Origin of the sequence: Caballeronia sp. SEWSISQ10-4 2, from assembly GCF_030464885.1 — a bacterium.
Lineage (GTDB): Bacteria > Pseudomonadota > Gammaproteobacteria > Burkholderiales > Burkholderiaceae > Caballeronia.
Genome location: NZ_JALPRJ010000004.1, coordinates 169,767 through 194,548, shown reverse-complemented (window position 1 = coordinate 194,548; position 24,782 = coordinate 169,767). Strand labels below are relative to the sequence as shown.

The following is a 24,782-nucleotide window of genomic DNA, read 5'->3' as shown; positions in this document are numbered from 1 at the left end:
TATCGGCGACGCAACGCCAACGACAAACAGAAAGAGCGGCGGCGTCAATCAACCAGCAACGATCAAGAAGGAGCGACAACCATGCCAATCTAGCAGCGACAATCAGCGCCGACCGGCCAAGATGGTTGTCGGTAAACCGGACGTTCTGGTTGACGCTATCCACCGGATCTACGAGCCTCTCGGCAATCAATTCCGGGGGGGTCGGACTAGGATGCGCCTTAACGGTCAACTGAAGTTGAGTCTCAATGTCCATGGTTCGTGTACTACCTCTAAGGTTGCGAATTGAATCTGAGCCCCGATGCCACACGGCGAGTGCACCGCACTGACAATGCGCCGGCGTCCACCCTTGCCGCCTGATAGCGCGCGTTGACCACCGTCTTTAGCCGGCGGCAGCGGTAATGGTGATTTCAAAAAGAAGTTCGGGGGATGCGAGGCTCGCTTGCACTGTTGTGCGGGCGGGCGCGGCATCAACCGGCGGCCATGATTCCCAGACCTCATTCATCGCGCTAAACTGCGTCGCATCTTTCAGATGTATGAGGGCCGATAGGATCCTCGAACGATTGCTGCCCACCTCTGTGAGCAGTGCGTCAACCCGTGCCAGTGCCTCCCGAGTCTGCGCGGCAATGTCAGGGATGGCTGCACCGACGGCTGTCTGCCCACATAAGTACACAATGCCCGCGTACCGCACGATTTTGCTCATACGAGGGGTTGTCCCTGCGCGTTCAATCAAGAGACTCATTCCGAGAAATCTCCATCGATAGGAAGTTCTTGCGCTTCAACATTCATCGCTGCAAGCGAGTGAAGAGGAATGGGCTTGATCGGCGCCCTCACGCGATAAGCTCCAATGCTTTGAGGTCTTTCATCTCTTACTTCCGCAAGTATCTGTGTGACTGTAATGCCGCAAAGCCGCCCCTGACACGGACCCATTCCGCATCGACTAAAGAACTTCGTTTGGTTAGGCCCAGCGCAGCCCATCCGTGCCATTTCACGTATCCGTCCCGCGGTCACCTCTTCGCAGCGGCAAACGAGTGTCTCATCTGGAGGCGAGCCGACCCATCTGGGCGGCCGATACAGCGCGTCGAGAAACGGCCGCACGGCCCGCTCCCGTGCTAACTTGCGCTTCCACAACTTGGCACGATCATTCCGGTCTGCCTCGCTGATTCGGCCCAACGCATGCGCGATGCCGAGTGCTGCTATAGAGCCGCTCGCCTCAGCAGCACGAGCACCATCGATTGCAGCGCCATCACCCGCTATCCAGACGCCATCAAGCTTGCTGGCACCCCACCCATCGTGCAGCGGGTGCCAGCCAAGTTGGACGTCGCTCCAGCTGTGCTCGAGCCTCAGGAGCCGCGTGATCTGCGTGTTCGATACGACGCCGTGATGCAGGAGCACAATGTCAGCAGGTACGACAACCTTTTTGTCACGGTGCAGGAATTTCAGGGATCGTGCACGATGATCGCCGTCGATGGCAAGGTCCGTCGCGTGCTTGTACCAGGCAACACCTGAACTGCGCAGCGTGGCAAGCATTCGTATGCCCTTGATCAGTGGTTTTGGCGCCCGTAAAGCACCTGGTAAAGCGCGCAGTGCTAGAGCCAGGTTCGCGCGAGGCGCGGTCTCAACCAGAGCTTCCAATTGCGCACCGGCAGCTAGCAACTGGCAGGCTACCAGCAGTAGTAAAGGGCCCGTGCCGGCGAGCACGATCTTTCCTTCTGGAATGGACGGTCCTGATTTTAGAGCGATCTGCGCGGCGCCAGCGTTCATCACCCCAGGCAAAGTCCATCCCGGAACTGGCGATGGCCGCTCCATCGCTCCGGTGGCGATTAGAACATGGTGGGCCCTAAGCCGCTCCGACAGGCCGGCTGATAGCAGGCTAACTGTACGGTCCTGCGCGATGTCCCATACTAGCGCTCCGCTGCGTACATCCACGGATGATCGGTCAAGACGGTTTACGAGAGCCCGCCCTGCCGCGTAGTCTGGACCAAGCAACGTCTTGACCGTTTCATCGACAATGCCGACATTCCGATAAATCTGGCCTCCCGCCCGCGCCTGCTCGTCAATAAGCACGACCTTCAGACCGAGCTCGCTAGCAGTAGTGGCAGCAGCCATTCCGGCAGGCCCTGCACCGATAACTATAAGGTCATGCGTCATTTGAGTCTCCCGCCACGCGGGCTCCATTTTGAAGGCGAACGCTCATCCCCTCACGTACTTCCAGCATGCAAGCTTGGACATTAGGCCGACCGTCGACCTCTACGAGGCATTCAAAGCAGACTCCCATGAGGCACAGAGGCGCGCGTGAGGCGCCTGATACTGGCGTCGTACGCGTATGATTGAATCCTGCGCTTAAAAGCGCTAAGGCGAGGCTGTCGCCTTCACGAGCTTGGATAGCGCACCCTTCCATCGTCAGGGTGACGGTCCGACGCGAGCTATCAATGCGAAGAGGTTTGAACATCGAATCGGTCTGCCTTAAAAGTCTGAATTCCGGACGGCTCGGATCCTCCCCGAATCCAGTCTGCAATGTCACCTGCGTGATTTGCCGCGAGCGTGATGCCGCTATGACATGTAATCAGATATGCACCTGGACACTCACTCGATGCCTCATATACCGGATACCCATCCGGTGTCATCACCCGCAGCGCACCCCAGGTCCGCATGATATTTACATCGTTTAGCAACGGAAAGTAGCGCGCCGCGTTTCTGGCGATGCGTCCAAGCTCGTTCACAGTTGTACTGTCGTTGAAGCCAACGTCCTCCTTTGAATCCCCGAGTTGAACGACCCCCTCGCCTGTTTGACGCACATAGATCGTCGGGAAGCGCAGAAACGGGCGCATGCGTTCGGTGACGATGACCTGTCCGCGCTCTGGATGCACTGGAGCGCTCAGCCCTACCTGTGGGGCTAGCACACGATTGCCGAGTCCCGCAGCTAGTACAACTTGGCCCGCAACGTAATTTCTCTTTGCCGTTCGGACATAAAATTCGCGGCCGCGGTATTCGATAGCTTCCACGCCCTCACCAGCTTGGAGAAGCCCACCGAGACTGGAAAAGGCTTTAAATAACGCGTGCAAAAATTTGAGCGGACTCACGTGCCCGTCCATTGGAGAAAACATTGCCCCGGCGACCTCTGGCCCGACTTGGGGCACGAGCTTCCGAATTTCCTTTTCGTCGAGACGCTCGAAGGGATATGTCCCGCCAATCGAATCGCGGATACTGGCCAAGTCCTCTGAGTGACGAGTGAGCTCGGCTTCGCTTAACGCAAGGCGTAGGCCGCCAATCTGCGATAGCTCAAGATCAACGCCGCTGCGCTCGGTCAATTCCGCAGCAAACGAGGACCAAAGCGATGCGGATCTCTGGCTCCACCGAGCATACTCAAGCTTGTGGAGCCCTTTGCCCTGAACCCAAACCAGTCCGAAGTTTCCGCGAGCCGCGCGGAAGACATCATCCCCCTCGTCAAGCACTGTCACTCGTTGTCCGGCTCGCGCCAACCCGTACGCGACGGACATACCTATGACTCCGCCTCCAATTACCAATGTGTCCTTTGAAGTCTCGTGTTTCATGTCTTTCCAGAGAGAACGCGGTCAAAACCAAACAATCGGTCAAGCACTATCATCAGAATGTGGGTGATAACAATCAATACTGTAGAGACCAAAGGAAGTAGCGGATCAATTGTGTCGTTAATTGAGTTGTAGATTCGCACAGGAAGTGTCTGAATCCGGCCGGAGACACAAAAACTGGACATGGCCAGTTCGTCAGAGCTACTGATGAACGCAGCCAACCATTCTCCTACCACACCAGACGCAATGACCGGAAATTCAGATGTCCACCCAAAGGCGCCGAGCATTGGCCGCGCGCCAGAGAGTACGGACGAAGCCAGCCGCCGACGCAACAAAAAACCGCAACGCGTAGGGAAGCGCATTCAGCGTGTGAGCGAGTATCAGTGTCTATATAGAGCCGCTATAACCCCCCGACGTAAACGGCATATCGGCATGCACAAATCCACTTGCCAGCATGATAAGAACATCGCATATGACACAAAGGCATGAATTCATCAGTAAGTCTCCATAGAAATTCAGTCCGATTTTCTACATAGAATCAGAGCTATCTCAAGATATTCAAAGTTTATGGCACACAAAAAAACTCCGATATGTAAAAATGTGGTCTTGTATATGCGTAGAGGTTATACATGCGGAACACTCCAAATGTGCGCCACATCGAGGCGTTCCGGGCAGTGATGGTGACTGGCACAGTCATTGGCGCTGCGAGCCTTATGAACATCACACAGCCCGCCGTGAGCCGTACCATCGCGCTGCTGGAGTTGCAACTGGGTTTCAAGCTTTTTGAGCGACGCGGACGGCGGTTGTATCCCACCGCCGAAGCACAGACTTTGTATCGGGAGGTTGAAAAGCTCTATATCGGTGTCGAACGCATCGGACAGGTGGCGCAGGACATTCGTTACCAGCGAGCTGGAGCGATACGCGTGGCGTCTCTGCCCGCGCTGTCACTATCGGTCGTTCCAAGGGCACTAAAAGCACTACTAGATTCCCGGCCCGCGGTGACGGCTACAGTCCAAAGCCTACCCTCGCGTCAAATTTCTGAATTGGTCTCTACTGGGCAGATCGATGTCGGCATTGTCGAATTGCCTGTCTCCCGAGCTGCAATCGTGGTCGAGCCGCTTGAATTCGACAGCTCTGTCGTTCTCATGCAACGCAACCATGGTCTGGCGCAAAAGCAAAGTATTAGGTTCGCTGATCTGCATGAAGAACGCATGATCCTTCTCTCGCAGCACAGCTACGTGCGCTACCAGATAGACGATGCTTTGTCCAAGGCCGGCGCAATTCCTAACGTGGTCATTGAGACCCCAAGCTCGCTTCTCGCGGGTGCGTTGGTGGCCGCAGGGCTGGGCATCTCTATCGTCACCGCTTGGACGGCTGAGTCATTTGCTGGCGGAAATTTGGTCACGAGGCCACTAGAGGGCGCGATAGCACCTCGCGTTGCCATCATCTTTCCGGAACGTGGCCTAATCTCCACGCTTGCGAAAGAGTTTGCGAAGGAAGTTCAAAATACCCTATCGCAGGAACGACACTGATTGCGAGACCAAATCTTTGGATTTCCGCCCGACAACGATTCAGGATCAACAGAATCGCGCCGAACAACGTATGAAAGATTTAACTTTTTTCATAGTCATCCTGACTTATGAATAAGTTGAAGGTTTAGTTTCGAAACCTAAAAAAATCTCAATGACTAGTCCTTGCCAAGACTTGCTGTAAAACGACAACGATTTGTTTGATTCAATCGACCTTTCCCTAAAAACATCAATGCGATGGTGTCTTTGCCGTCAAACGAAAACGGCCGACCACCTCTGCCAATTTGATTGACTGATCCTTAAGAGAACCGGCAGTTGCCGAAACTTCCTCGACGAGAGAGGCATTTTGCTGAGTAACTTCGTCGAGTTGCGTCACGGCCTGATTTACTTGTCCAATGCCAGTGCTCTGTTCGCCGGCCGCCACTGTAATTTCGGCAATGATTCCACTGACTTGTTGCACGCTTTTTACGAGTTCGCGCATCGTGTCACCCGCCGTCGAGACCAGATCCGAACCTGATTGAACCTTGCTTACCGAGTCGATGATAAGTAGCTTTATTTCCTTCGCTGCTTGCGCACTCCGTTGCGCGAGCGTACGAACTTCCCCCGCCACCACAGCAAAACCGCGACCTTGCTCTCCAGCGCGCGCCGCTTCAACCGCCGCGTTTAACGCTAAGATATTGGTTTGGAAAGCAATGCTGTCGATCACAGCAATAATGTCCGAGATCTTCTTAGACGAATCCGAAATCGCTTCCATAGTGGAGACCACCTCGTCGACAACTGCCCCGCCACGAGTTGCCACGTCAGATGCGGCGCTTGCCAACCGATTAGCATGAGTGGCCGATTCGGCCGATTGCCGCACTGTCCCGTGGATCTCTTCCATCGACGCGGCTGTCTGCTGCAGCGACGACGCGGCGTGTTCAGTTCGAGCTGAAAGATCTTGGTTGCCTTGCGAGATTTCCACAGCGGCGGTCTTAACAGATTCGGTGCTGTTCCGAATTTCGACCAGTGTCGACGTCATCTTGTCAACAAACAGGTTAAATGATCGCGCGATCGCCGCAACTTCATCGTTACCCACCATTGGCAAGCGCCTGGTTAAGTCTCCGCTACCCGATCCGATCACCTGCATTGCGTCCCGAGCTTGCGATAGGCGTTTAAACGGCGGCGCTGTGAGTGCACCGAGAAGCAAGCTGGCTGCAAGCGTCACGACTAGCACACTGATGAAGTCGGCAATAGCGGCCGCATGCATTCCAGCTGTAACATCGGATTCATCAAGTGCAATAATTAACTCCCAGTCAGTGCCATCGATCCTTTCGGCATGCAACAATTTCGTTACGCCGCCGATTACGACTGCTAGCGGTTGCGAGGCGTCGGCAAGCATATTGAGCGTTTGGGCAGTCAAACCAGGGGCGAGATCTGTGGCGGCCTTTAAGCTTAAGTTCGCATCGGGATGCGCGATAATGATGCCACTATGGTCAGTTACGAAGGCGAAGCTATTTGGAGTCGGATGGATCGCGTTGACGTTGGCGCTCACTGTATCCAGTGGGATATCAGCTCCCACCACGCCTGTGAGTGTACCGTCAATCAATATGGGCCGGGCGAAGGTCACTACCAGCTTATGCAGTGAGGAGGCCATATATGGTTTCGTCACAGTCAGCTTGCCAGCTTCGACCGCCTGCTTGTACCAAGGACGCACGGTTGGATCATAGCCCGCAGCAGGAGAGGGATTTCCCGCACTGAACGTTGCCCGTTTATCGGAATAACCTACATAGGCCCCTGAGAAGCCCCCGCCTAGCTTAAGTTGCGTGACGGCGGTTGTTGTGTCCCCGTCCAATTGCGCAGGTGCGATCGAAGCAACCATTCTCGACTTTCCCTGAATCCAGTCGCTAATGGCCAAAGCGTGGCCGGCGGATATTGCAGAAATATTTTCGTCGATGCTCTTTTGATTAAAAGAACTAGCCACCAGCCAATTGATGACGCCGGTAATGGCCAGTGCTGCGATGACGATAGCTATGCAGGTGACAAGAATTCGGATACGTATGGACGAAAGCATTGGAAACCCCTGACTAATACTGTAATAAGTATAACTATGTTTTTAACGTGTTTCGCAGTGGTTCATGACCGACTGACGCTATGTCCACTAGTCTGGCAGATACAAACAGGACAAAGTCGACGGCCCAAAAAACGTTAAAATCCAATACGCACGATTCTCTGAAATCCAGAGATAAACATAAATTCGAGATTGATTCCGTCAAACAAGGTTGACACGCCCGAAATCGTGTCCAAAGGCGACAGAGAGCAGCGCGTTCCCAGCCTCGTGGAGAAAGTTTGACTACTAGCAAGCCAACCGAATAGACGGCAGAAAAATTCAAAGCTCAGGCGACGTTCTCCAGACCATAGCGGTTATCTACGATTGCGATGCTTGCGAGCCAATCCATTCGGGCGACCAGTAGAGCGCATCTAGAAAAGGACGAATGCACATTCCGTTGCTACGTTCGCCACCTTTTTCTTGCGCGTTGGTCACTCTCTGACTTGTCAATACATTTCCATCGTTCATCCGCGCGATGACTTCCGCGGTCAAAGCGCGTAGGCAACCTTAAGTTTGTTGGTCGATATTCTGCAGGTACCGCCGATCACTCGGCCCAACTCCGCTTAGCTCAGATACTGAAACCGCATGACAGGCAACGACATGTGACTCCCCAACCGACTTCATTTCCGGAGTTTGTGAGCATTGAGGCATCGCCAAACTACATCGAGGGGCAAAGCGGCACCCAGCCGGCGGGTCAATCGGTTTGGCAAGCTCGCCTTTAATTGCAATGGACTGTCGTTTGTAACGAGGATCTGGGACTGGAACCGCCGCTACAAGTGCGCGAGTGTACGGGTGCTGCGGGTTACTCACCAGCTCTTTCGAACTAGCCACCTCGACAAGCTGGCCCAGGTACATGACCATTACGCGGTCGCACAAATGCGTAAGAATGGACAAGTCATGCGACACGTAAAGACACGAGAAATTGAGCCTCCTAGACAGATCGCGTAGTAGATCCATGACCCCTGCGCGAATTGAAACGTCAAGCATCGACACTGGTTCATCAGCAATAACTAGCTTTGGTTCAGCGATCAGCGCGGAAGCAATCCCTACTCTTTGACGCTCACCCCCGCTCATCTGATGCGGGTAACGCTGCGCGTATCGTTCGGGAGGAAGGCCAACCGTTGCCAGCATCGTCGACACACGGCGGGCAATCTCAGGCTCTTCCCAGAGCTTAAGGGCACGTGGCGCTTCAGCCACGATGTCAAAGACTCTAAGCCGCGGATTGAGGGAGTCAAACGGGTCCTGAAAAATCAGTTGAACCTGTTTTCGGTAGTGAGTAAGTGCCTTGCCCTTACTCACATTCGTCACGTCCTCATTGTTTAAACGGATTGTGCCGCTGGTAACATCATCGAGTTTTGAAAGTAGATTGCACATCGTTGACTTCCCACAGCCGGATTCGCCTACGATGCCAAGTATTTCCCCCTCCTCGATTGAGAAACTTACATCCTCAACCGGTTTGATCCAGCTAGCATGCGGTCCGCGCAGCGAGGCGCCCAGCCCCTTGCTGATCTTAATGTGCTTTGTCAAATGATGTACGCTCAGGAGTGCCACGTCGCCTTCCTCTTTGCCGCATCGCGCATTTGACCAATATTCGCGGTCCGAATGCACGACGAGATGTGATTTTTACCAACCTCAATAGGGGGTGGTCGCTTCGAAAGACAAGTGTCAATCGCAAACGGACATCGTGCGCCGAACGCGCACCCCTGCGGCGGCGACGACATATCTGGGGGAGACCCGGGCATCGAGATCAGTTCTCGATCTAGCTCAATGATGCTCGGAAAGGCGTTCTTTAGCCCCAGCGTGTATGGATGCTGAGATTCTCCGAAGATATCAATCGTCGAAGCGCGTTCGATCATCCGACCCGCATACATCACCCCCACGCGATCTGCTGTCTCGGCGATCACGCCGATGTCATGCGTAATGAGTAATATGGATAACGAAACTCGCTGTCGGATTTCGCGGATTCGTCCAAGAAGCCGCTCCTGCACCAGTACGTCCAATCCGGTGGTGGGTTCGTCCATCACGATTAAAGATGGCTCAAATGCTAAAGCCATTGCGATCATCGCGCGCTGACGCATACCACCAGAGAATTGATGCGGATAACGGGCCATCAACTCTGCTTGCAAACCCACGATGTCAAAGAGTTCGGCCACGCGATCACGAGCTCTCGCCTTAGGTGTCGTTGAGTGGGCGCGAATGGCCTCAATGATTTGCGCTCCAACCGGCTGTACTGGATTCAAGGAGTTCTGAGCGCTTTGGGGTACCAATGCGATCTCGCGCATCAAAATCTGCTGACGGAAGTGAGCGGGAGAAATCCCCAACAAGTCGCGACCTTTGAACCTTAGTATGTCGGCCTCAATCACAGCTCCGGGTGGGAGCAACCTTAGCAAGGCCTTAACGACCGTTGATTTACCGCAACCTGATTCTCCGACGATTCCGAAAATCTCCGATTCGTCGACGTCCAGGTCTAGGCCATCGACGGCGCGTACGTCGCCGTTCGAGCTACGATAGCTCACCCTCAGATTGCGAGCTTCGAGTAACATCAGCGATCTCCCAATCGAGGATTCGCAACCACTTCGTACGCGCGGCTTACGAAAACAAAAGCGCTCACTAACAGAACGATCGCCGCCGACGGTTCAATGAACCACCACCACGCCGTTTGCGTGTATCCCGACGCCCATAAGTCTTGCAAAATACTTCCCCATGTCACCGCGTTTGGATCGCCAAAGCCCAGAAAGCTGGCAGACGCTTCAGTCACGATTGCCCAAGCAATATTGAATGACGTGTAAAGAAGCAGTAGCGGCAGAATGTTGGGCGCGATGTGACGATAAATAATACGTAAGTCGCTTGCTCCTCGCGCTCTTGCGAACATCACAAACTGGCGCTGCTTGACCGCCATAGTCTGAGCGCGAATCACACGTGCGGATGTCCGCCAGACGATCAGCACAATTGCCAAGATCACGAAGCTGATGGAGCGTCCAAACAACGAGATCAAAACGATGATGAAGGGCAAGAAGGGCATGCCATACGCAACATCCGTTATCCGCATTAAAATGTTGTCAACGCGGCCCCCGTAGTAGCCTGCGATTAATCCGATGTTGGCCCCTACCAGGATGGAAACAAGACCGCTTGCAACGCCAATGATCATTGTCGTTCGTGTCGCCAAAATCATCTGGGAAAGAAGGTCGCGCGCAAGGTTCGTCGTGCCAAGAGGAAATTCTGCGCTTGGCGGTTGTAAGACAGCCATCCGACCGTTGGCCATTTTCAGCGACTCGTATGGATCCTGCGAAATCAACCAAGGTCCGAAGATTGCCACAAGCGTTGCGACTACTATCACGATTGCGCCGAACGCACCTAGTCTGTCGGCGAAGATAACCCGAAAGTTTTGGCCGATCTCGCGCTTAAGAAGCGTGGCGGATCGCATGGCGCGACCGGCGCCGGTTGGGGCGGCGGTTTCCGTGATTTTGATACTCATCCCCGTGCTCCAAGGGCACAACTAGAAACTGCCATACGCCGCACATGTGCCTCGTCGACCTGAACACCAAGACCGTCACGGTTAGGAAAATAGACGGTGCCGTTTCGCACGAACGAAGAAAAGTCCGTCGGGTCTTCCACAAGCCGCAGCGTTGACATAAATGCGTGCCCAACGTCTACTAGATTGCTGATGGTTACCGCGTGTTGCAACGAGGCTGACTGTGTTATCCCAAATTCCAACATGGAATTCATGTAGCAGCGGATTCCAAACGCTGCAGCGACAGCCGCGATCCTTTGGGCACGGAGGGGACCGCCATTTTTGCTGCTTTTAATACTGAAAATACTAGCTGCTCCCAACTTCGCGATCTTCGCTGCGTGGGCGACGTCGACCACGGACTCGTCGGCCGAAATTGAAAACGCCGTACCGCCAGCGAGCAACGCCATACCTTCCAAGTCGTCTTTCTGTATCGGCTGCTCAACAAACGCGAGGTTAGAACCGCGGACCCCATCAAGAAATTCACGGGCCTCTCGGAGGCTCCATCCTTGATTCGCATCCGCAATGAACTTGACTCGACTTCCATAGCGCGCTTCCAGCGCTGCCACGCGCTTCACTTCATCCGCTACCGGTGATGCCCCCATCTTCAACATAAAGCTGGAAAACCCTTGAACAGACTTTTCCTCGATGACACGAATATCGTCGTCGGCTGTTCCGTTGCTGAGCGGCCATAGAACCGGCAGCGACTCATGTATGACCCCGCCCAGGAGCGTTGCTACGGGTGCGCGTAGACGCTTACCCAAGATATCCAGCAACGCCATAGTGACCGCGCCCTTCGCACTAAGATGTCTCGGAACCAAGGAATCGAGTGTTAAATCAATGCGACCAGGTTCAGGGTTGGTCTGCCCGAGCACATGCGGAACGAGCGTATCGTGAAGGACGCGCACCGCGTCACCTGGGGATTCCCCCGTAAAAGTCACGTTGGGGTCTGCTTCGCCCCAACCAACGACGCCATCGCCATCGGTGAATTTGAGAAGGATGGCACGCGTCGTCGCGTGAGTCCCTTCCGCTAATTTATAGGGGACGACAAACTGTGTTTCAATTTCAAAAATTTCAGCTGCGACTATCGGAGCCATTACGGTCATATTGGACCCCGTCTTAACACTTACTGTATCAATCATCATGTTGTTCCAAATCGAATGCGTGGATCAAGGAGGCTGTATGAGAGGTCTGTGATGAGGTTCATCGCGATGACTACCACTGCCATCAAGAAGAACGCTGCTTGCGCGACAGGATAGTCGTGTTGAAGCGCGGCATCGACCATCGCCTTTCCCATCCCCGGCCAAGAGAAAACAGTTTCAATCACAATTTGCCCACCAATCGCAAAGCCCAGGATGAGCGATGAGACGGTGACCACTGCTAACAATGCATTTCTCGCCGCGTGGTTGAACAAGACTCGCGACGGTTTCAGGCCTTTTGCTCGGGAGAACTCTACGAAATCAGATCCCAAAACTTCCAACATCGAATCCCGCATAACCAGCATCGGTGTCGCTAGGTAAATTGCAGTAATCGTGACCGTGGGTAAAATCAAATGCTTTAAGAAATCGACTGACGTAATCATCGCCCATGTACTACCCAGATCAGTACCCGCCGCGACCATTCCCGCCGATGGAAAAAGCTCCAACTTATAACTGAAACCAATTAGCAGAAGGATCCCAATAACGAATGGAGGTGCCGCCTGAAAGACCAAGCCCACAACCGTCGCGACGTGGTCAAGTGCTCCTCCTCGCCGCGAGGCCATCAGAATTCCCAGCACGGTACCGATGACGACGGCCAAAATGAGACCGGCACTCATCAGAAGAAGTGTATTCAGTAACCAGTGGCCCAGCAGACCCGATACCGCCTGCCCCGTGGTAAAGGACTGCCCCCATTCAAGGGTGACCATGTTTTTCAGGTACAAGAAAAACTGTTGCCACATTGGTAGATCTAGTCCAAAGGCGTGCTTGAGTCGGGCCTGTGCAGCCTGATCTAGTGCCGGGCTGATGACCTGTGCGGTTGGATCGCCAGGCATCATCCGGAAGAGGACGAACAGGATGACAGCCACACCCAAAAGAGTGAGCAGTGACGACATCAGCCGACGCGCTATATACGCGGTCATGTGTTAGCCTTAATCTCAAAGGGATGGTAAAAGACGCGAGAGACGCAGTTCATACGCTTTGCAGTCAGGCGCGGGGGAACAGTAACTTCCCCTGCGTGTCCCATTTGTATCCGGCCTTCGAAAGAAGATCGCGTGCCATTTTGATGTTCTCCGGGGGAACCTTAACCGTTGGGCTATGCCAGAGGTCATTTGTTGGCGAAATCATTGACGCTCCCGGGTCCGCGTAACCGAGCAGTACCAACTGCGAAATCATCTGCCGTGGCATCACGAAATTGAGTGCTTGGCGAAAGGCGGGGTCGTCGAATGGTTTGATACGGTTGTTGTAGGACAGGTGATAGAGTCCATGACTGGGATAACCTTTTGCGACAACGTTCTTCACTGCCTTCAACCGATCGACGAGCGCAGGAGTGAGAACATAGCGCGTACGGTCGCACTCGCCGTTTGAGATGGCGGTAGCGAGCCCATCCTGGCTGCCATATACGATCCGGATAATTCCCGCGCACTTGGGTGGACTGAAGTGATCTCGGTTAGCGCTAACCTTCAACTCCGATCCCCGCCGCCAGTAGTCAAGTTTGAACGGTCCGCTACCAATTGGGCTTTCGTTTGCATACCTAAGCGGATCACCCGCCGCTGCAATGCCCTCCCATACGTGCTTTGGAATTATGGACATTGTTGCGAGCACATTCGAGACGAACGGTGCAGACGGGGAGTCGAATCGGACGCGTACAGTGTTGGGGCCTGGCACCTCCACTGCAACGACGTTATTTAGTGCAGAAAGAAAGAACGGGGCCTTCCACTTTTTGTGAAAATCAAAACTAAATTTCACGTCGTCAACCGTGACCGGTTTCCCGTCATGCCAACGCATTCCTGACCGTACTGTGAGATCGATAGTCTTATCATCAACCAGCTTCATTGCAGTGGCTGCCCATGGTACCGGCTTGCCGTCCGGGCCAAGGCGGAGCAGCCGATCGTAGATCATAGAGAGCTCGGCAAACTCGACCGTGTCAATAACAGCGATTGGGTTCAGGTGTTTGACGTCTGTGTTCGAGCCAGTCCGAGAATAGCCGTCGCCCGTGACCTGCATATTTACGTCAGACCAGAAACCACCAATGCCCTCACCCAGTTGTGGCACAAGTCCGGTAAGCTTGTCCGAACGGTGGGCCATGGTCATCTGGGGATAGACAAGCACAGTCCCGGGTTGATCAGCGAAGATCACACTCTGTGCGTCGAGCACAGGCTTACGGCGATCATCAAGCTTCATTAGGTGAGCCTGCGCACTCGCTAGAGCATCGACTTGTGCACTCTTGTAGCCCATCCAATTGAAGCCCCCACGCTTGTATTCGTCAGAGTCATGCAATCCGCGAATAAAAAAGTCTGGGTCAATTCGAATATTTGTCCCTGGGAAAAAGACAAGGAACATTTCGTAGTCGTGCTCCATGACGACTTTTTGGATACCTTGGTTGTAGTCCGCGGGATTCGCTTCAACCTCCCATCCTAACGACTTGCAAGATTGCGCAATCAGTCGAGCAATCTCTGGTCGCGCCGGATCAAATTGCGCGGTACACGTCAATATTGACCTCTTCGGGACTGGCGCACCTTGCGATTGCGCTCGGCCAAGGCCGCTTGCAGCGACAGCTGTAATTGCTGCAGCGCCCTTCACGAAATCCCGACGGTCCATGCTTATCTCCCCTTTCTGAATGTCATGTGACGAGTCTATGAACGACAATTTTTGGTGTCCACGGCGGTTCGGGTATGATTATCTGTCCATAACTAAAAGTTATAGACCGAGAGAACACCGAGACAAACATGAAACTTCGACTTATCGAGGCGTATAAAGCAATGATCGAGTTTGGCACTGTCACGGCAGCCGCCCATTCGCTCAAAATTTCACAACCGGCGATGACGAAGCTCATCGCCCAGCTGCAAAGCGAACTTGACCTGGTGTTGTTCGAGCAGCGAGGAGGCCGTCTGGTACCTACTGCTGAGGCACGAGCGCTAGAAGGCTCGATGGAGCGCGCATGGCATGGAGTAATCGAGTTGACGGAGGCAGCCAGGGAAGTAAGGCATATGCGTCGGGGTCACCTATCAGTGGTTGCATCGCCGACGTTCGCCCAAACCATAATGGCGGAGTTCGTCGCTCAGTTTTCCAAGGGTTCAAACAGACTGACCGTTACGCTGCACTCGCAGTCGTCTCCTAGGGTGATTGACTGGACAGCTGACGGGCAAGCGGACATCGGCGTGTCGATGATTTTGGCGCCACGATCTGGTGTCCAGGTCGAACGGCTGGGGAGTCTCGCGGGCGTCTGTGTGTTGCCGATAGGCCATGAGCTAGCTTCAAAAGATCTAATCGAGCCCGATGATCTCCGTAATCAGCCGTTTATTTCTCTCGCTGAAATCGATGGATCACGCTCTCGAGTCGAAGCAGCGTTCGAGGGTCGAGCCATAGACCGGGACATTTCGTTAACAACACCGCAATCCGCGGTGGCTTTGGCACTGGTCACGCACGGCGCAGGGGTGGCAATAATCGATGAGGCGACTGCGTCTATCGCAGACCAAGCGAAGGTAGTGATTCGGCCTTTTTCACATGCGGTAGAGTTCGATGTTTATCTGTACCACCCAGCCAATAAAGTACCTTCGCAAGTCCAAGAGCGATTCGTCAGGCAATTCCGAACTTGGTTCAAAGGACGTTCGTGGGCCCAGACGACTTTCGACAGACCCGTCACCAAATGATATTTTCAGTACTAGACGGCGTGATATGTGTCCAGCCGGCGCGCGTCGTAGATTGGAATACGCGCTTGCGCTGCGACGCGGAAAATCCGCGCCTCTAGTCGAGCATCTACCGCGTCGATAAGTCCCTCGTCCGTGAGTGTGGGCAGCATGAGATCGTATCAACGACCTGTTTCAGGCAGCAAAGCGCACGGCTCGCGGATACGCACGCTTTGAAACCATGCGCACCGTCTTGTTTCTCATCGCCGGAAAACTCAACTTCACCGCATTCAACAAACATGCCCGCTGAGCTACGTCACCCTCGGTTTTCAAAAGAGTCAAAACTGCTGACAATTTAGCGGCCTATTGTGCTGAGATAATCAGCCCATGCTTGCATGAGTTTTTGACGTTCAGGAAAAAACTCCGCGTGGTTATAGGCGCGTTTCACCATGTTCTTCTCGACGTGTGATAACTGACGCTCCACGGCCAGCGGGTTGAATCCGTTCTCGTGCGCCCAAGTACTGAAGGTGCCTCGGATGCCATGCGCTCGGACAAGTGTCTTTGTTGAATCCCGCCCGCTTCAGCAGGGAGTTGATCGTGGCGTTGGACATGGGCTTGGAGGCTTCTCTGACGTGTGGGAATAGCAGGTCGTCGGAACCGTGGGTAGTGTGCAGCGCTTGGACTTCCCGCAGGACTTCCATGGCCTGAAGACTGAGCGGCACCGAGTGTGAGCGCCGCATTTTCATTCGCTCACCGGCAATCGTCCATTCAGCCTTATCCAAATCAAACTCCTTCCACGTAGCACTCCGCAGCTCTGCCGTACGCACTGACGTTAGCATCAACAGACGCATTGCGAGCCGCGTCAGAGGCCTACCGTTCGTTGCCATCACGCCAAGTAGCTCCTTCAGAGCAGGCGCTTCCAGTGACCGATTGTGACGCACCGCTGGCAGCGTTACGGCGTCTGATAACTTCAGGGCCGCGACCGGGTTGATATTCGCCGTGCCGTTGATGACTGCACGACGAAACACACCATCGAGATGAAGCCGTACGCGCACGGCAATGTAGGGAGCGCCGCTCGCCTTCCGTTCAGCGTTAACGCCGCCTTTTCGTTTGGCAATTGATTGCAGCAACCGAAAGATATGGCCGGGAGTAACGTCGTTGGTCGGGGTGTCGCCGAGGGGCGTCTCCTTGATATAGCGAGTGAGAAGCCGCCCTGCCTGTTCGGCGTACTACGACGACCATTTACCCTTATTGTCCTCTAGCCATGCCTCACAGTTCGGCCACAGCGTGTTCTTGAAATGTTCGATGTTCTCATGCTGAATCTGCCTATCCCGCGCCTTTGGATGGATACCCTTTTCGACCAACTCCGCCGCATCGTTGCGAAGCTTGCATGCTTCAGTGGGTGTTACTTTAGGAAAGGCGCCAAGCGTATAGGTGCCGTCCTTGCCATCAAGTCGGTAATCGAACTTCCACCGCTTGCTCCCCGCGGCGGACACCAGCAGGTAAAGATTGAGAGACTTGGAGTCCCGGATTTTGTAGGGCTTGTCCTTGGGCTTGGCGTTCTGTAGGAGAGCGTGGGTCAGTTGCATGGTCCATTCCAGTGCGTATGGTTCTGAAATTTTACCCGCAAAACACCCTTTTTTTACCCGCACTTACGGCGGATGCTAACGGATGGAAACGGAAGGAAACGGACAACACTGCAGCTGTAAGGCTGGCACTTAGGTCGGTTTTACCAAGGATATCGAGCTAATCAAAGCCTTATAAATAAAGGGTTCTAGGCTAGCGGCGTCAATACTGGCAAGAAGGTCAGAAGGCGGTACCGATCCTGAACGAGTAACACCTTATAACCCTAATGCTATTTACCATTCTGAAATTGACGTGTGACTGAGATATCGAGACAAATGCGTACTGGATGGGCCATCAGACAGTTACCCGATTTTCGCAGCCACCTTATTCGCCTCAAGCCGTCGATCCGGATCTTGAAAATGATCTGGAATCCGAAATCGCGCGGCATATTAGCATGCGAAAACAAGCATTCCTTACTGGATAATTCCTAATTAGTGAAACACTTTCGAGTGATTTTTTGAAACAGCGCACAAATGTGAACAATCGGAAAACTTTTGGCGGCTCATTACCGCGCGGAAAATGAAAAACGGCCGCGAATGCGGCCGCTGTTGCGGAACTTGAAACACGCTTCGAGCGATCGAAGTCCACGCGGTGCAGGCGGCATCCGAGCCGTCAGACGCGCTTCATTTCGGCAATGGCATCAGGTCGACATCCGACTGGCGTTGGAGGTCCTGCACCTTGGTTTGCAAGGCACGCAGTTGCGCCTGTGCGGCATCCTGCTCCGCGCGCAGCGTACGGATCGCTTCCTGCTGTTCCGCCTGCCGGTCGGCCACCTGGCTTTGCTGCGCCCGTGCAACGTCGAGGTCAGCCTGCAGGCGATTCGCGCGCCCTTGTTGAACGGCGATCAACCGGTCCGCAAAGCTCTTTTCGGCCTCAAGCTTGGTCCGGCGGATCTCGCTATCTGCGAGTGCCGCGGTATTTTTGGCAAAGTCCGCATAGAGCGTTTCCGCACGCAAATCGACTTGAGTCTTGATCACGCGCCAGAATTTCTTTTGCTGGAACAGTGCAATATAAAACGTCATTTCATCCGGGTAAAACAACATGCTCGCACCATAGCTGCCGTTATACGTGGTGCGCAATTCCTTTACCTTTCCTTCGCGAATCATTTGCTGCAATTCCGCGACGTTGCCATTCACCGTTGCCTGGGGTTCATCGGCTGCACCGCTGGTCAGGAGACTACGACGCGCGCCTGAATCACCGAGTGCACCGGCTGCCGTGGCACTGCTTTGCATGGGCGCTGTGGGCCCGGCGGCACGCGCTGCGCCGCACAGGACGAACCATGCCAAGACCAGTGCCCCGCCTCTCGTTGTATTGCTGGAGTTCATGGAATTTCCGGGTTGAACGCAATTAAGAATGCGAAAGCACCGGAATTATGGCAGATAGAAAAGCCAAAGCGGAAAATGCATGAAGATGCTTTTTATGGCCCGGTCATTACCTGAAACACTCCACGGTTTTAAACGATTCGTGAAGCGATTCCCGCAGTGATTCATTGAGCCATTCCTGCCGTGTTCTACAGGTCGTGACGCAAGCGCTCGCGATCCTGAGCAAACGTCGGGATATGTGTATCGCCCGGTTCGCTGATGGGCGAGAAGATGCGCGAATCGACTTGCTGTGCGGGTACTGCGGAGAAGATTCCACGGTCCGCCTTGAAAGCGAACGGAGCGCCCGAGTAAATGCCCGGATCGATGGACGCAACCGCCATGCTCGGCGAGACCTGGAAGAAGCCGCCCAGCGCAATCAGGCTGGCGGTCATGAAAGACAAACGGGTATGCAAGGACATGAGGGAGACTCGCCGCAAAAAATGCCTGCGCGCGAACGACCGTTGAACCGCGTACTCGTGACAGGCGTGAACCAGAAGAGGAACTCGCGTGCACCCGATGACAGCGCCCGCGACAATCCAGGATGAGACCATCTCCGCGCCGCCTGAACCATGAGCGAGTTCCTAATTTCTCCTAGATCGGCTCGATCGTTTCAATCCTTCGCGAGTCAGTTGACCCAGCGCAAGACCATCGGCAACAAGACCGGCACCACGAACGCCGTGAACAATCCGTTCAAGCCCATGCCGAGGCCGGCAAACGCGCCCATTTCATCGCTGACCTGGAAAGCGCGCGCCGTACCAATGCCATGCGACGCCACGCCAAGCGCGAACCCTCGCACCTCGGGCTCTTCTATACGTAAAACGTTGAGAATCGTGCGCGCCGAGACCGCGCCGAACACGCCGGTGCAAATCACGAGTACCGCGGTCAACGACGGCAATCCGCCCAGCCGCTCGGCGATAGCCATGGCGATCGGCGTGGTCGCGGACTTCGGCGCGAGCGATATCACAGTCACGCGCGGCGCGCCGAATAACATCGCAATGGCCGTCGCGGAAAGGATCGCCGTCAGCGAGCCCGCGATCAATCCGCCAGCCAGCGGCAACGCAGCGCGGCGCAGCTTCGGCAGTTGCCGGTAGAGCGGCAGCGCGAGGGCAACAGTCGCCGGTCCGAGCAAAAAGTGGACGAACTGCGCGCCCTGAAAATACGTCTGATACGACGTGTGCGTGACACTTAGCACCGCGACGATCAGCGCCACCGCAATCAGCACGGGGTTCGCGAGCGGGTTGAACTTCGCGCGGGCATAGATGCCTTGCGCGATCAGGTACGCGAACAGAGTCATCGTCAGGCCGAGCAGCGGCGTTGCGGCGAGATAGACCCACAGGGCGCCGAGTTCTGTCATCGCGTGGTCCTCAAAACTCAGACGATGTATTCACACGCGCCCGTCTCACCTGGCGCCGCATCAGCGCCCGCGTGACGAGCGCGGTGACCGCAATCGCCAGCGTCGTGCTCACCACCAGCGCGACCACGATCGCGAGACCTTCGCCGCGCACCTTGCCGGCGGCGACCATGATTCCTACGCCAGCCGGCACGAACAGCAAGGACAAGTGGCGGAGCAATTCGAGGGCGGCAGGTTCGATCGAATCGACGGCGGACGGCCTCATCAGCAGATAGCCAAACAGCAGTAACAATCCGATGACAGGCCCGGGAACGGGCACATGCAAGCCCATCGAAAGGCCCTCTCCGAAGCACTGGAACAACAGCAAGGCAGTAAGCGCGCGCAGCATGACGTGGTGTTTGACGGGCGAAAACGATGAAGCCAGATGATGCCACGCGTCGTGTCGCGTGCCTCGCGTTCCGACAAAACGCGACCGGGCGCGAAAAGTGCGGATGCGATCAGGTTAAGGCGGGGTTCACGCGGCGCAGGCTCGAATCAGGCTCTCGAATCAAGCTTCAAGCCAAGCGCTCAAATTCCGTTCCCGATTGATTTAATCGACGACTTCATAAAAATTTGCAAACCCGGCATCGCCCGTCATCTCGGTGACAGTCCGTTTTTACGCGACTCACGAGCCGGGCGGCAGCACTCGAGATACTCATGACCGCAATGACAGTTCAAGCCATTCCATCCAGCCAGACCGACCCCGATCCGACCACCGTAACGACCGGCGTGCCCGGCCTTGACGACATACTCGGCGGCGGCCTGGTCAAGGGCGGGTTGTATCTGATCGAAGGCATGGCGGGCGCGGGCAAGACCATCCTGTCTGCGCAGATCGGTTTTCATCGTGTCACCGAGGGCGACACGGTGCTGTACGTCACGCTGATCGCCGAATCGCATTCGAAGCTGCTGGCGCACCTGAAAGGGCTGTCGTTCTACAACGCCGACGCTATCTCGGACAAAATGCTGTTCGTCTCCGGCTACCACGAACTGATGCGCAACGGCCTGAACGGCTTCCTTGCACTGATCGCCTCGACCATCAAGGCAAACCGGCCGCGTTTCATGGTGATCGACGGCTTTCGCAGCGCCCGTGAATTCAGTTCCACCGAGCTCGAGCTATCGCAGTTCATCCATGAATTGAGCGCTTTCGTGACCGCCGCGGGCTGCACGACGCTGATCCTCGCGCCGCTGTCGGGCAACGAACCGCATCCTGAACACACGCTTGTCGACGGCCTCGTCGAACTCAACCGCTTCGCCACCGGCATGCGGCGCGCGCGGGAAATCGAAGTGCACAAACTGCGCGGCCGCGATCATCTGCTGGGACGCCACTTCTTCAAGATCACCACCGACGGCCTCGTCACCTTCCCGCGCCTGGAAGCGCGCTCGCTGCTGCTCGAGGGTACGCCGGACCTGAAATCGAAACTGTCGTTCGGCCTGCCCGACTTCGACGCCATGCTCGGCGGCGGCGTAGTGAAAGGCTCGACCACTACGCTGATCGGGCCGTCGGGGATCGGCAAGACGCTGCTGTCGCTGAAATTCCTCGACGCCGGCGTGGCCGATGGCGAGCGCTGCGTGTATTTCGGCTTTTACGAATCGCCGGAGCGGCTAGTCGCCAAGGCGGAATCCGTGTCCATCCATCTCGCCGATGCGGTCGCCGACGGCCGCCTGATCGTCGAATGGCGCCCGGCGGTGGAACTTGCCATCGACGAACTCGCAGCCGAGCTGATTTCCGTGGTGAAGCGCGCGGGCGCGTCGCGGCTGGTGGTCGACGGGATTGAAGGGTTCCACGACTCGGCAAACCGCGTGGAGCGTTTCGGGCTGTTCCTGAACGCGCTGACGCACCGGTTGCGCCAGGAAAGCGTCACGACGCTGCTCACCGAAGAGCTGCCGCTTTATGCCGACATGGCGCATGGAGGCTCGATACGCGCATCGGCGATGACCGAGAACATCGTGTTGATGCGGTACGTGGAAACGACCACGTCGCTGTACCGGATCGTGTCTGTCGTCAAACAACGCGAAAGCGCCCACGATCCGTCGATCCGCCGCTTCGTCATCGATGAAAACGGCTTGCATCTGACGGACGGTTTTGTCGGCACGAGCACGCTGTTATCGGCGCGCGGCACGATCCCGCCCACGCTGTCCGCGCAGGACGCCGGCACGCGAACATGAAAAAAATCCTCGTCGTCGACGATGAATTCGACCTCCTGACCACCTGGCGGCTTGTGCTCCAGATGGAAGGATACGAGGTTGGTACGGCGTCAAACGGCTTGCTGGCGCTCGAGTCGGTGCGCGCGAATTTGCCCGACCTGATCGTGACGGACTGGATGATGCCCACCATGGACGGCGTCGCGCTGTGCCACGCGCTCGCCGCCGACGACACCCTCGCGCAGATTCCCGTCGTGCTCTCGAGCGCCGCTGCACGCACGCCGGCGGTCACGCACCCGCACCTCGAATTTCATCGCAAACCGCTTTCCATCGATCAATTCATCGAGATCGTCACGCGCCTGATCGGACCGGCCTGAAGCGCGGCTCGCACGACTTGGGCATGAACCCTGCTGAATCAATCGCTCCGGTACGCCGGATTCTTCGATAACCGATTCAACTAGAACGGGAGGCACCATGGTGCAGGATCAGGTAGAAGGCGCGGCGCAAACCGTCGTGGGCAAGGTGCAGGATGCGGTCGGCGGTTTGACCGGCGACACGTCGATGCAGGCTGAAGGCAAGGTGCGTCAGACACTCGGCACGATCCAGCGCAATTACGGCGAGACCATCGACAACATGCGCGAGGCGGTCATTGCACAGCCGGTCAACGGCGTGCTTGTGGCAGCTGCGGTTGGTTTTGTGCTCGGCGCGATCTGGGCACGGCAACGATAGTTTCGTCAGAAGGGTTGGGGCGGGACACGACTGGCCGCACTGCGAAGTGCGGCCAGTTTTTTGCGCACCGTGTTATGCCGGTTCCCGGGCAAACCCAATGGGGCCCCGATGGCTCGACATCGGATTAGTCAGGCAACAGACGACCCCTCGTCGCGGTGACCCTAACGCGCAGAACGTGAATCCGCATTCCGCTGATTCTGCCGCCTCACCCAATCTGCCAGCAGATTCGGCACACGCGGCAGCGCGTGCGGCCAGTGCACAGCTTCCTTCGCCAGTTGCGAAAAGGCTCCGTGCGAACTGAACTGATCCAGCGCCAGGCGCATGATTACCCGGCGCGCGATTGGCCACACATCGACATCCGGCGCGATCCGCCGCACCATCTCCTCGATGCTCTGTACCGAGCGCGCCAGCAGCGCCGCGCGGGAGGCGATGCCTGCGTGGTTATCGCCGAAAGCATGCTCCAGCGGCCCTTTGCCCAACGCGGTGAAGAGATCGGCGGCTGTCCGGTGCCGCTGGGCATCGCCGGCAAAACGCTCTGCTTCCCGCCGATACGTCGCTTCCACGCGCACCGCATGCTGCGCCTCGTGTTCACCGGGGCGGCCGTGCTGCATATGTTCGCGCGCAGCCGCCTTGTGATCGCCACGCAACAACGCGTCCGACCCGGCGACCAGGAAACTGCGCTCGTGGGAAGCGAAAAAAGTGAGCGGCGAATCGCCATCGAGCACCAGCGCCCCAAGCGTGTCCGGCTCGATGCTGACCGCTGCGCCCGCCGCTTCCAGGCCGGCGTGGAACACGCCCTCGCCCAGCGCGACCTCGAAAAAAACCTCGATCCACGTCGCGATCAAGCCGGCCGGGTCCAGGCCGTGGGCGCGCAGTGCTTCAGTGTCCGAGAGCGGCACGCTGCGCACGGCGCGCGTAACGAGCACCGTATCGCTGCAAAAATCCCAGAACACCTCCGGCACGACGACGCGTGAGTCCTTGTTCACCTCGCGCAGCCGGTAGCGGAGATAACTTTGATCGGCGGCGCGCTGGCGCAGATCGAGCATCCCGTGGATCGACTCTGTCACACGCGCGATGAGCGCGCCGACGTTCTGCTCGCGGACCTCGCGTGAAAACCGTGCCGCCAGACGCGCCGCCGAGCTGGCCACGTCGAGGTCCTGCATGAGTTCGGCTCGTGTATCGGGGCGGATCAGCGTCACGCGCGCGGCCACGGGCGCTGCACTCACACCGACGCGCGGATTCACATCCAGCACGATCAGCGCACGATGCGTCTGCTCCGCGATGCCGCAACGCTCAGGTTCGGCGTCCACATCGATCAACGCCACCGCCCGTCCAGGCGGTAACGCGGTTTCCAGCGCCCGGCGCAGCGGCGCGTCTTTCAGCGCCGTCTTGAGCGTGTCCAGTTCGGCGAGCGCGACACGCACCGCCGTCTCCGATAACCCCGGATGCTCGATCAGCAAACCCGACGCCATGGTCAGCACGCCGGACAGGTTCTGCAACACCGGCACACGCTGGGAGAGACTGGTCGCGCTGTGAGCCCGCGCGCCCGCTGCGAACGAGCGCAGGACGCGATGGATCGGGGCATCGGCTGCGGACTTGACGCGGCTTTCCCGCACGAAAAGTCTCGCGAGACGCCAGATTGCACGCATACGCTGCGTCATCGGTTCACCCGGCACGTACTTGAATAGCTGATTTTTCCGCTCCTTTGCGAGGGTGGATCGAGTGGAACATGGGCGACCCGCGATGGTTGAACCCTCAAGAGAACGATCGTTGCGCAATTCAGGTTGGTCATGCAAGTGTTTGGAGAGCTCTCATGGATAACACTCAGGCCGCCGGGTGGCAGACCCGCTTTGGAACGCAACCAGATTGCGTCGAACATACGTCGAATGCCTGGTGTCGGTCGTCGGGTGGGTTGCCAATGGCCATTCTCTGTAAGCAAACCGTATGACGTTGTTTAGTTTTTTTAATAAAACGACCAGACTATCAAGTGATTATTTAAATGCATTTAATTTGCATATTTCTTAATAACGACATTGTT

The 24,782-nt window shown here is 56.2% G+C and carries 26 protein-coding genes and 1 pseudogene; 6 read left to right on the top strand and 21 right to left on the bottom strand.

The window, feature by feature from the left end:
• The 6 genes from M0D69_RS04445 to M0D69_RS04420 form a co-directional block, all read right to left on the bottom strand.
• A partial coding sequence (locus M0D69_RS04445) for a hypothetical protein (protein WP_301780856.1) occupies positions 1–253 on the bottom strand: 253 nt, incomplete at its 3' end.
• A 126-nt stretch (positions 254–379) separates the two neighbouring features.
• Positions 380–739 carry a RidA family protein gene (locus tag M0D69_RS04440; protein ID WP_301780855.1) on the bottom strand — a complete coding sequence of 120 codons (360 nt, stop codon included), beginning with the start codon at positions 737–739 and terminating at the stop codon, positions 380–382.
• Entirely contained in the window at positions 736–2,148 is a 1,413-nt protein-coding gene (locus M0D69_RS04435; RefSeq protein ID WP_367619686.1) for an NAD(P)/FAD-dependent oxidoreductase, read from the bottom strand. The genes M0D69_RS04440 and M0D69_RS04435 overlap by 4 nt, the downstream gene beginning before the upstream one ends.
• Positions 2,138–2,449, bottom strand: a complete 312-nt coding sequence (locus M0D69_RS04430; protein ID WP_301780853.1) for a (2Fe-2S)-binding protein — start codon at positions 2,447–2,449, stop codon at positions 2,138–2,140. The genes M0D69_RS04435 and M0D69_RS04430 overlap by 11 nt, the downstream gene beginning before the upstream one ends.
• Positions 2,427–3,551, bottom strand: a complete 1,125-nt coding sequence (locus tag M0D69_RS04425) for an FAD-binding oxidoreductase (RefSeq protein WP_301780852.1) — start codon at positions 3,549–3,551, stop codon at positions 2,427–2,429. Before M0D69_RS04425 ends, M0D69_RS04430 begins: the two co-directional genes overlap by 23 nt.
• The gene (locus M0D69_RS04420; RefSeq protein WP_301780851.1) at positions 3,548–3,835 is read right to left on the bottom strand and encodes a hypothetical protein; all 288 of its coding nucleotides are present in this window, start codon (positions 3,833–3,835) and stop codon (positions 3,548–3,550) included. Before M0D69_RS04420 ends, M0D69_RS04425 begins: the two co-directional genes overlap by 4 nt.
• A gap of 342 nt (positions 3,836–4,177) precedes the next feature.
• On the opposite strand from M0D69_RS04420, the gene M0D69_RS04415 reads away from it, so the two are divergent.
• Positions 4,178–5,080, top strand: a complete 903-nt coding sequence (locus M0D69_RS04415; protein ID WP_301780850.1) for a LysR substrate-binding domain-containing protein — start codon at positions 4,178–4,180, stop codon at positions 5,078–5,080.
• A 226-nt stretch (positions 5,081–5,306) separates the two neighbouring features.
• Here the strand turns inward: M0D69_RS04415 and M0D69_RS04410 are convergent, their stop codons facing one another.
• From M0D69_RS04410 to M0D69_RS04380, 7 genes are all read right to left on the bottom strand, one after another.
• The gene (locus M0D69_RS04410; protein ID WP_301780849.1) at positions 5,307–7,127 is read right to left on the bottom strand and encodes a methyl-accepting chemotaxis protein; all 1,821 of its coding nucleotides are present in this window, start codon (positions 7,125–7,127) and stop codon (positions 5,307–5,309) included.
• Between the two features lie 543 nt (positions 7,128–7,670).
• Positions 7,671–8,714, bottom strand: coding sequence for an ABC transporter ATP-binding protein (locus M0D69_RS04405; protein WP_301780848.1), 1,044 nt, complete (start codon positions 8,712–8,714; stop codon positions 7,671–7,673).
• Entirely contained in the window at positions 8,702–9,706 is a 1,005-nt protein-coding gene (locus M0D69_RS04400) for an ABC transporter ATP-binding protein (RefSeq protein WP_301780847.1), read from the bottom strand. Before M0D69_RS04400 ends, M0D69_RS04405 begins: the two co-directional genes overlap by 13 nt.
• The gene (locus tag M0D69_RS04395) at positions 9,706–10,638 is read right to left on the bottom strand and encodes an ABC transporter permease (RefSeq protein ID WP_301780846.1); all 933 of its coding nucleotides are present in this window, start codon (positions 10,636–10,638) and stop codon (positions 9,706–9,708) included. The genes M0D69_RS04400 and M0D69_RS04395 overlap by 1 nt, the downstream gene beginning before the upstream one ends.
• Entirely contained in the window at positions 10,635–11,816 is a 1,182-nt protein-coding gene (locus tag M0D69_RS04390) for an enolase C-terminal domain-like protein (RefSeq protein WP_301780845.1), read from the bottom strand. The genes M0D69_RS04395 and M0D69_RS04390 overlap by 4 nt, the downstream gene beginning before the upstream one ends.
• Positions 11,813–12,790, bottom strand: coding sequence for an ABC transporter permease (locus tag M0D69_RS04385; protein WP_301780844.1), 978 nt, complete (start codon positions 12,788–12,790; stop codon positions 11,813–11,815). The genes M0D69_RS04390 and M0D69_RS04385 overlap by 4 nt, the downstream gene beginning before the upstream one ends.
• 64 nt (positions 12,791–12,854) lie before the next feature.
• Positions 12,855–14,468, bottom strand: a complete 1,614-nt coding sequence (locus M0D69_RS04380) for an ABC transporter substrate-binding protein (protein WP_301780843.1) — start codon at positions 14,466–14,468, stop codon at positions 12,855–12,857.
• Positions 14,469–14,596: 128 nt separating this feature from the next.
• Between M0D69_RS04380 and M0D69_RS04375 the strand changes: the two genes are divergently transcribed.
• Positions 14,597–15,520, top strand: a complete 924-nt coding sequence (locus M0D69_RS04375; RefSeq protein WP_301780842.1) for a LysR substrate-binding domain-containing protein — start codon at positions 14,597–14,599, stop codon at positions 15,518–15,520.
• Between the two features lie 11 nt (positions 15,521–15,531).
• On the opposite strand, the gene M0D69_RS04370 is transcribed toward M0D69_RS04375, so the two are convergent.
• On the bottom strand, positions 15,532–15,669 hold the full coding sequence (locus tag M0D69_RS04370; RefSeq protein ID WP_301780841.1) for a hypothetical protein: 138 nt from the start codon (positions 15,667–15,669) through the stop codon (positions 15,532–15,534).
• 2 nt (positions 15,670–15,671) lie between these two features.
• Here M0D69_RS04370 and M0D69_RS04365 point away from each other — a divergent pair.
• Positions 15,672–15,806, top strand: a pseudogene (locus tag M0D69_RS04365) (ISL3 family transposase); the annotation flags it as partial.
• Between the two features lie 121 nt (positions 15,807–15,927).
• Here the strand turns inward: M0D69_RS04365 and M0D69_RS43695 are convergent.
• From M0D69_RS43695 to M0D69_RS04340, 6 genes are all read right to left on the bottom strand, one after another.
• On the bottom strand, positions 15,928–16,437 hold the full coding sequence (locus M0D69_RS43695) for a tyrosine-type recombinase/integrase (RefSeq protein ID WP_367619685.1): 510 nt from the start codon (positions 16,435–16,437) through the stop codon (positions 15,928–15,930).
• A gap of 288 nt (positions 16,438–16,725) precedes the next feature.
• Positions 16,726–17,085 (bottom strand): Arm DNA-binding domain-containing protein, encoded by a 360-nt coding sequence (locus tag M0D69_RS04360; protein ID WP_301780840.1) that lies wholly within the window; start codon positions 17,083–17,085, stop codon positions 16,726–16,728.
• 660 nt (positions 17,086–17,745) lie between these two features.
• Complete coding sequence (locus M0D69_RS04355) at positions 17,746–18,447, bottom strand: DUF2968 domain-containing protein (RefSeq protein ID WP_301780839.1); 702 nt, start codon at positions 18,445–18,447, stop codon at positions 17,746–17,748.
• Positions 18,448–18,632: 185 nt separating this feature from the next.
• The gene (locus M0D69_RS04350) at positions 18,633–18,902 is read right to left on the bottom strand and encodes a hypothetical protein (protein ID WP_301780838.1); all 270 of its coding nucleotides are present in this window, start codon (positions 18,900–18,902) and stop codon (positions 18,633–18,635) included.
• A gap of 206 nt (positions 18,903–19,108) precedes the next feature.
• Positions 19,109–19,837, bottom strand: a complete 729-nt coding sequence (locus M0D69_RS04345) for an LrgB family protein (RefSeq protein ID WP_301780837.1) — start codon at positions 19,835–19,837, stop codon at positions 19,109–19,111.
• Positions 19,838–19,847: 10 nt separating this feature from the next.
• On the bottom strand, positions 19,848–20,222 hold the full coding sequence (locus tag M0D69_RS04340; protein ID WP_301780836.1) for a CidA/LrgA family protein: 375 nt from the start codon (positions 20,220–20,222) through the stop codon (positions 19,848–19,850).
• A 317-nt stretch (positions 20,223–20,539) separates the two neighbouring features.
• Between M0D69_RS04340 and M0D69_RS04335 the strand changes: the two genes are divergently transcribed.
• The 3 genes from M0D69_RS04335 to M0D69_RS04325 all read left to right on the top strand — a co-directional run bounded on the left by M0D69_RS04335 (position 20,540) and on the right by M0D69_RS04325 (position 22,744).
• Complete coding sequence (locus M0D69_RS04335) at positions 20,540–22,039, top strand: ATPase domain-containing protein (RefSeq protein WP_301780864.1); 1,500 nt, start codon at positions 20,540–20,542, stop codon at positions 22,037–22,039.
• On the top strand, positions 22,036–22,392 hold the full coding sequence (locus M0D69_RS04330; protein ID WP_301780835.1) for a response regulator: 357 nt from the start codon (positions 22,036–22,038) through the stop codon (positions 22,390–22,392). The genes M0D69_RS04335 and M0D69_RS04330 overlap by 4 nt, the downstream gene beginning before the upstream one ends.
• Before the next feature lie 97 nt (positions 22,393–22,489).
• A complete protein-coding gene (locus M0D69_RS04325) occupies positions 22,490–22,744 on the top strand; it encodes a CsbD family protein (RefSeq protein ID WP_301780834.1) in 255 nt (84 codons plus the stop codon).
• Between the two features lie 161 nt (positions 22,745–22,905).
• Here M0D69_RS04325 and M0D69_RS04320 read toward each other — a convergent pair whose 3' ends face one another.
• Complete coding sequence (locus tag M0D69_RS04320) at positions 22,906–24,405, bottom strand: AarF/UbiB family protein (RefSeq protein WP_301780833.1); 1,500 nt, start codon at positions 24,403–24,405, stop codon at positions 22,906–22,908.
• Positions 24,406–24,782: the final 377 nt, after the last annotated feature.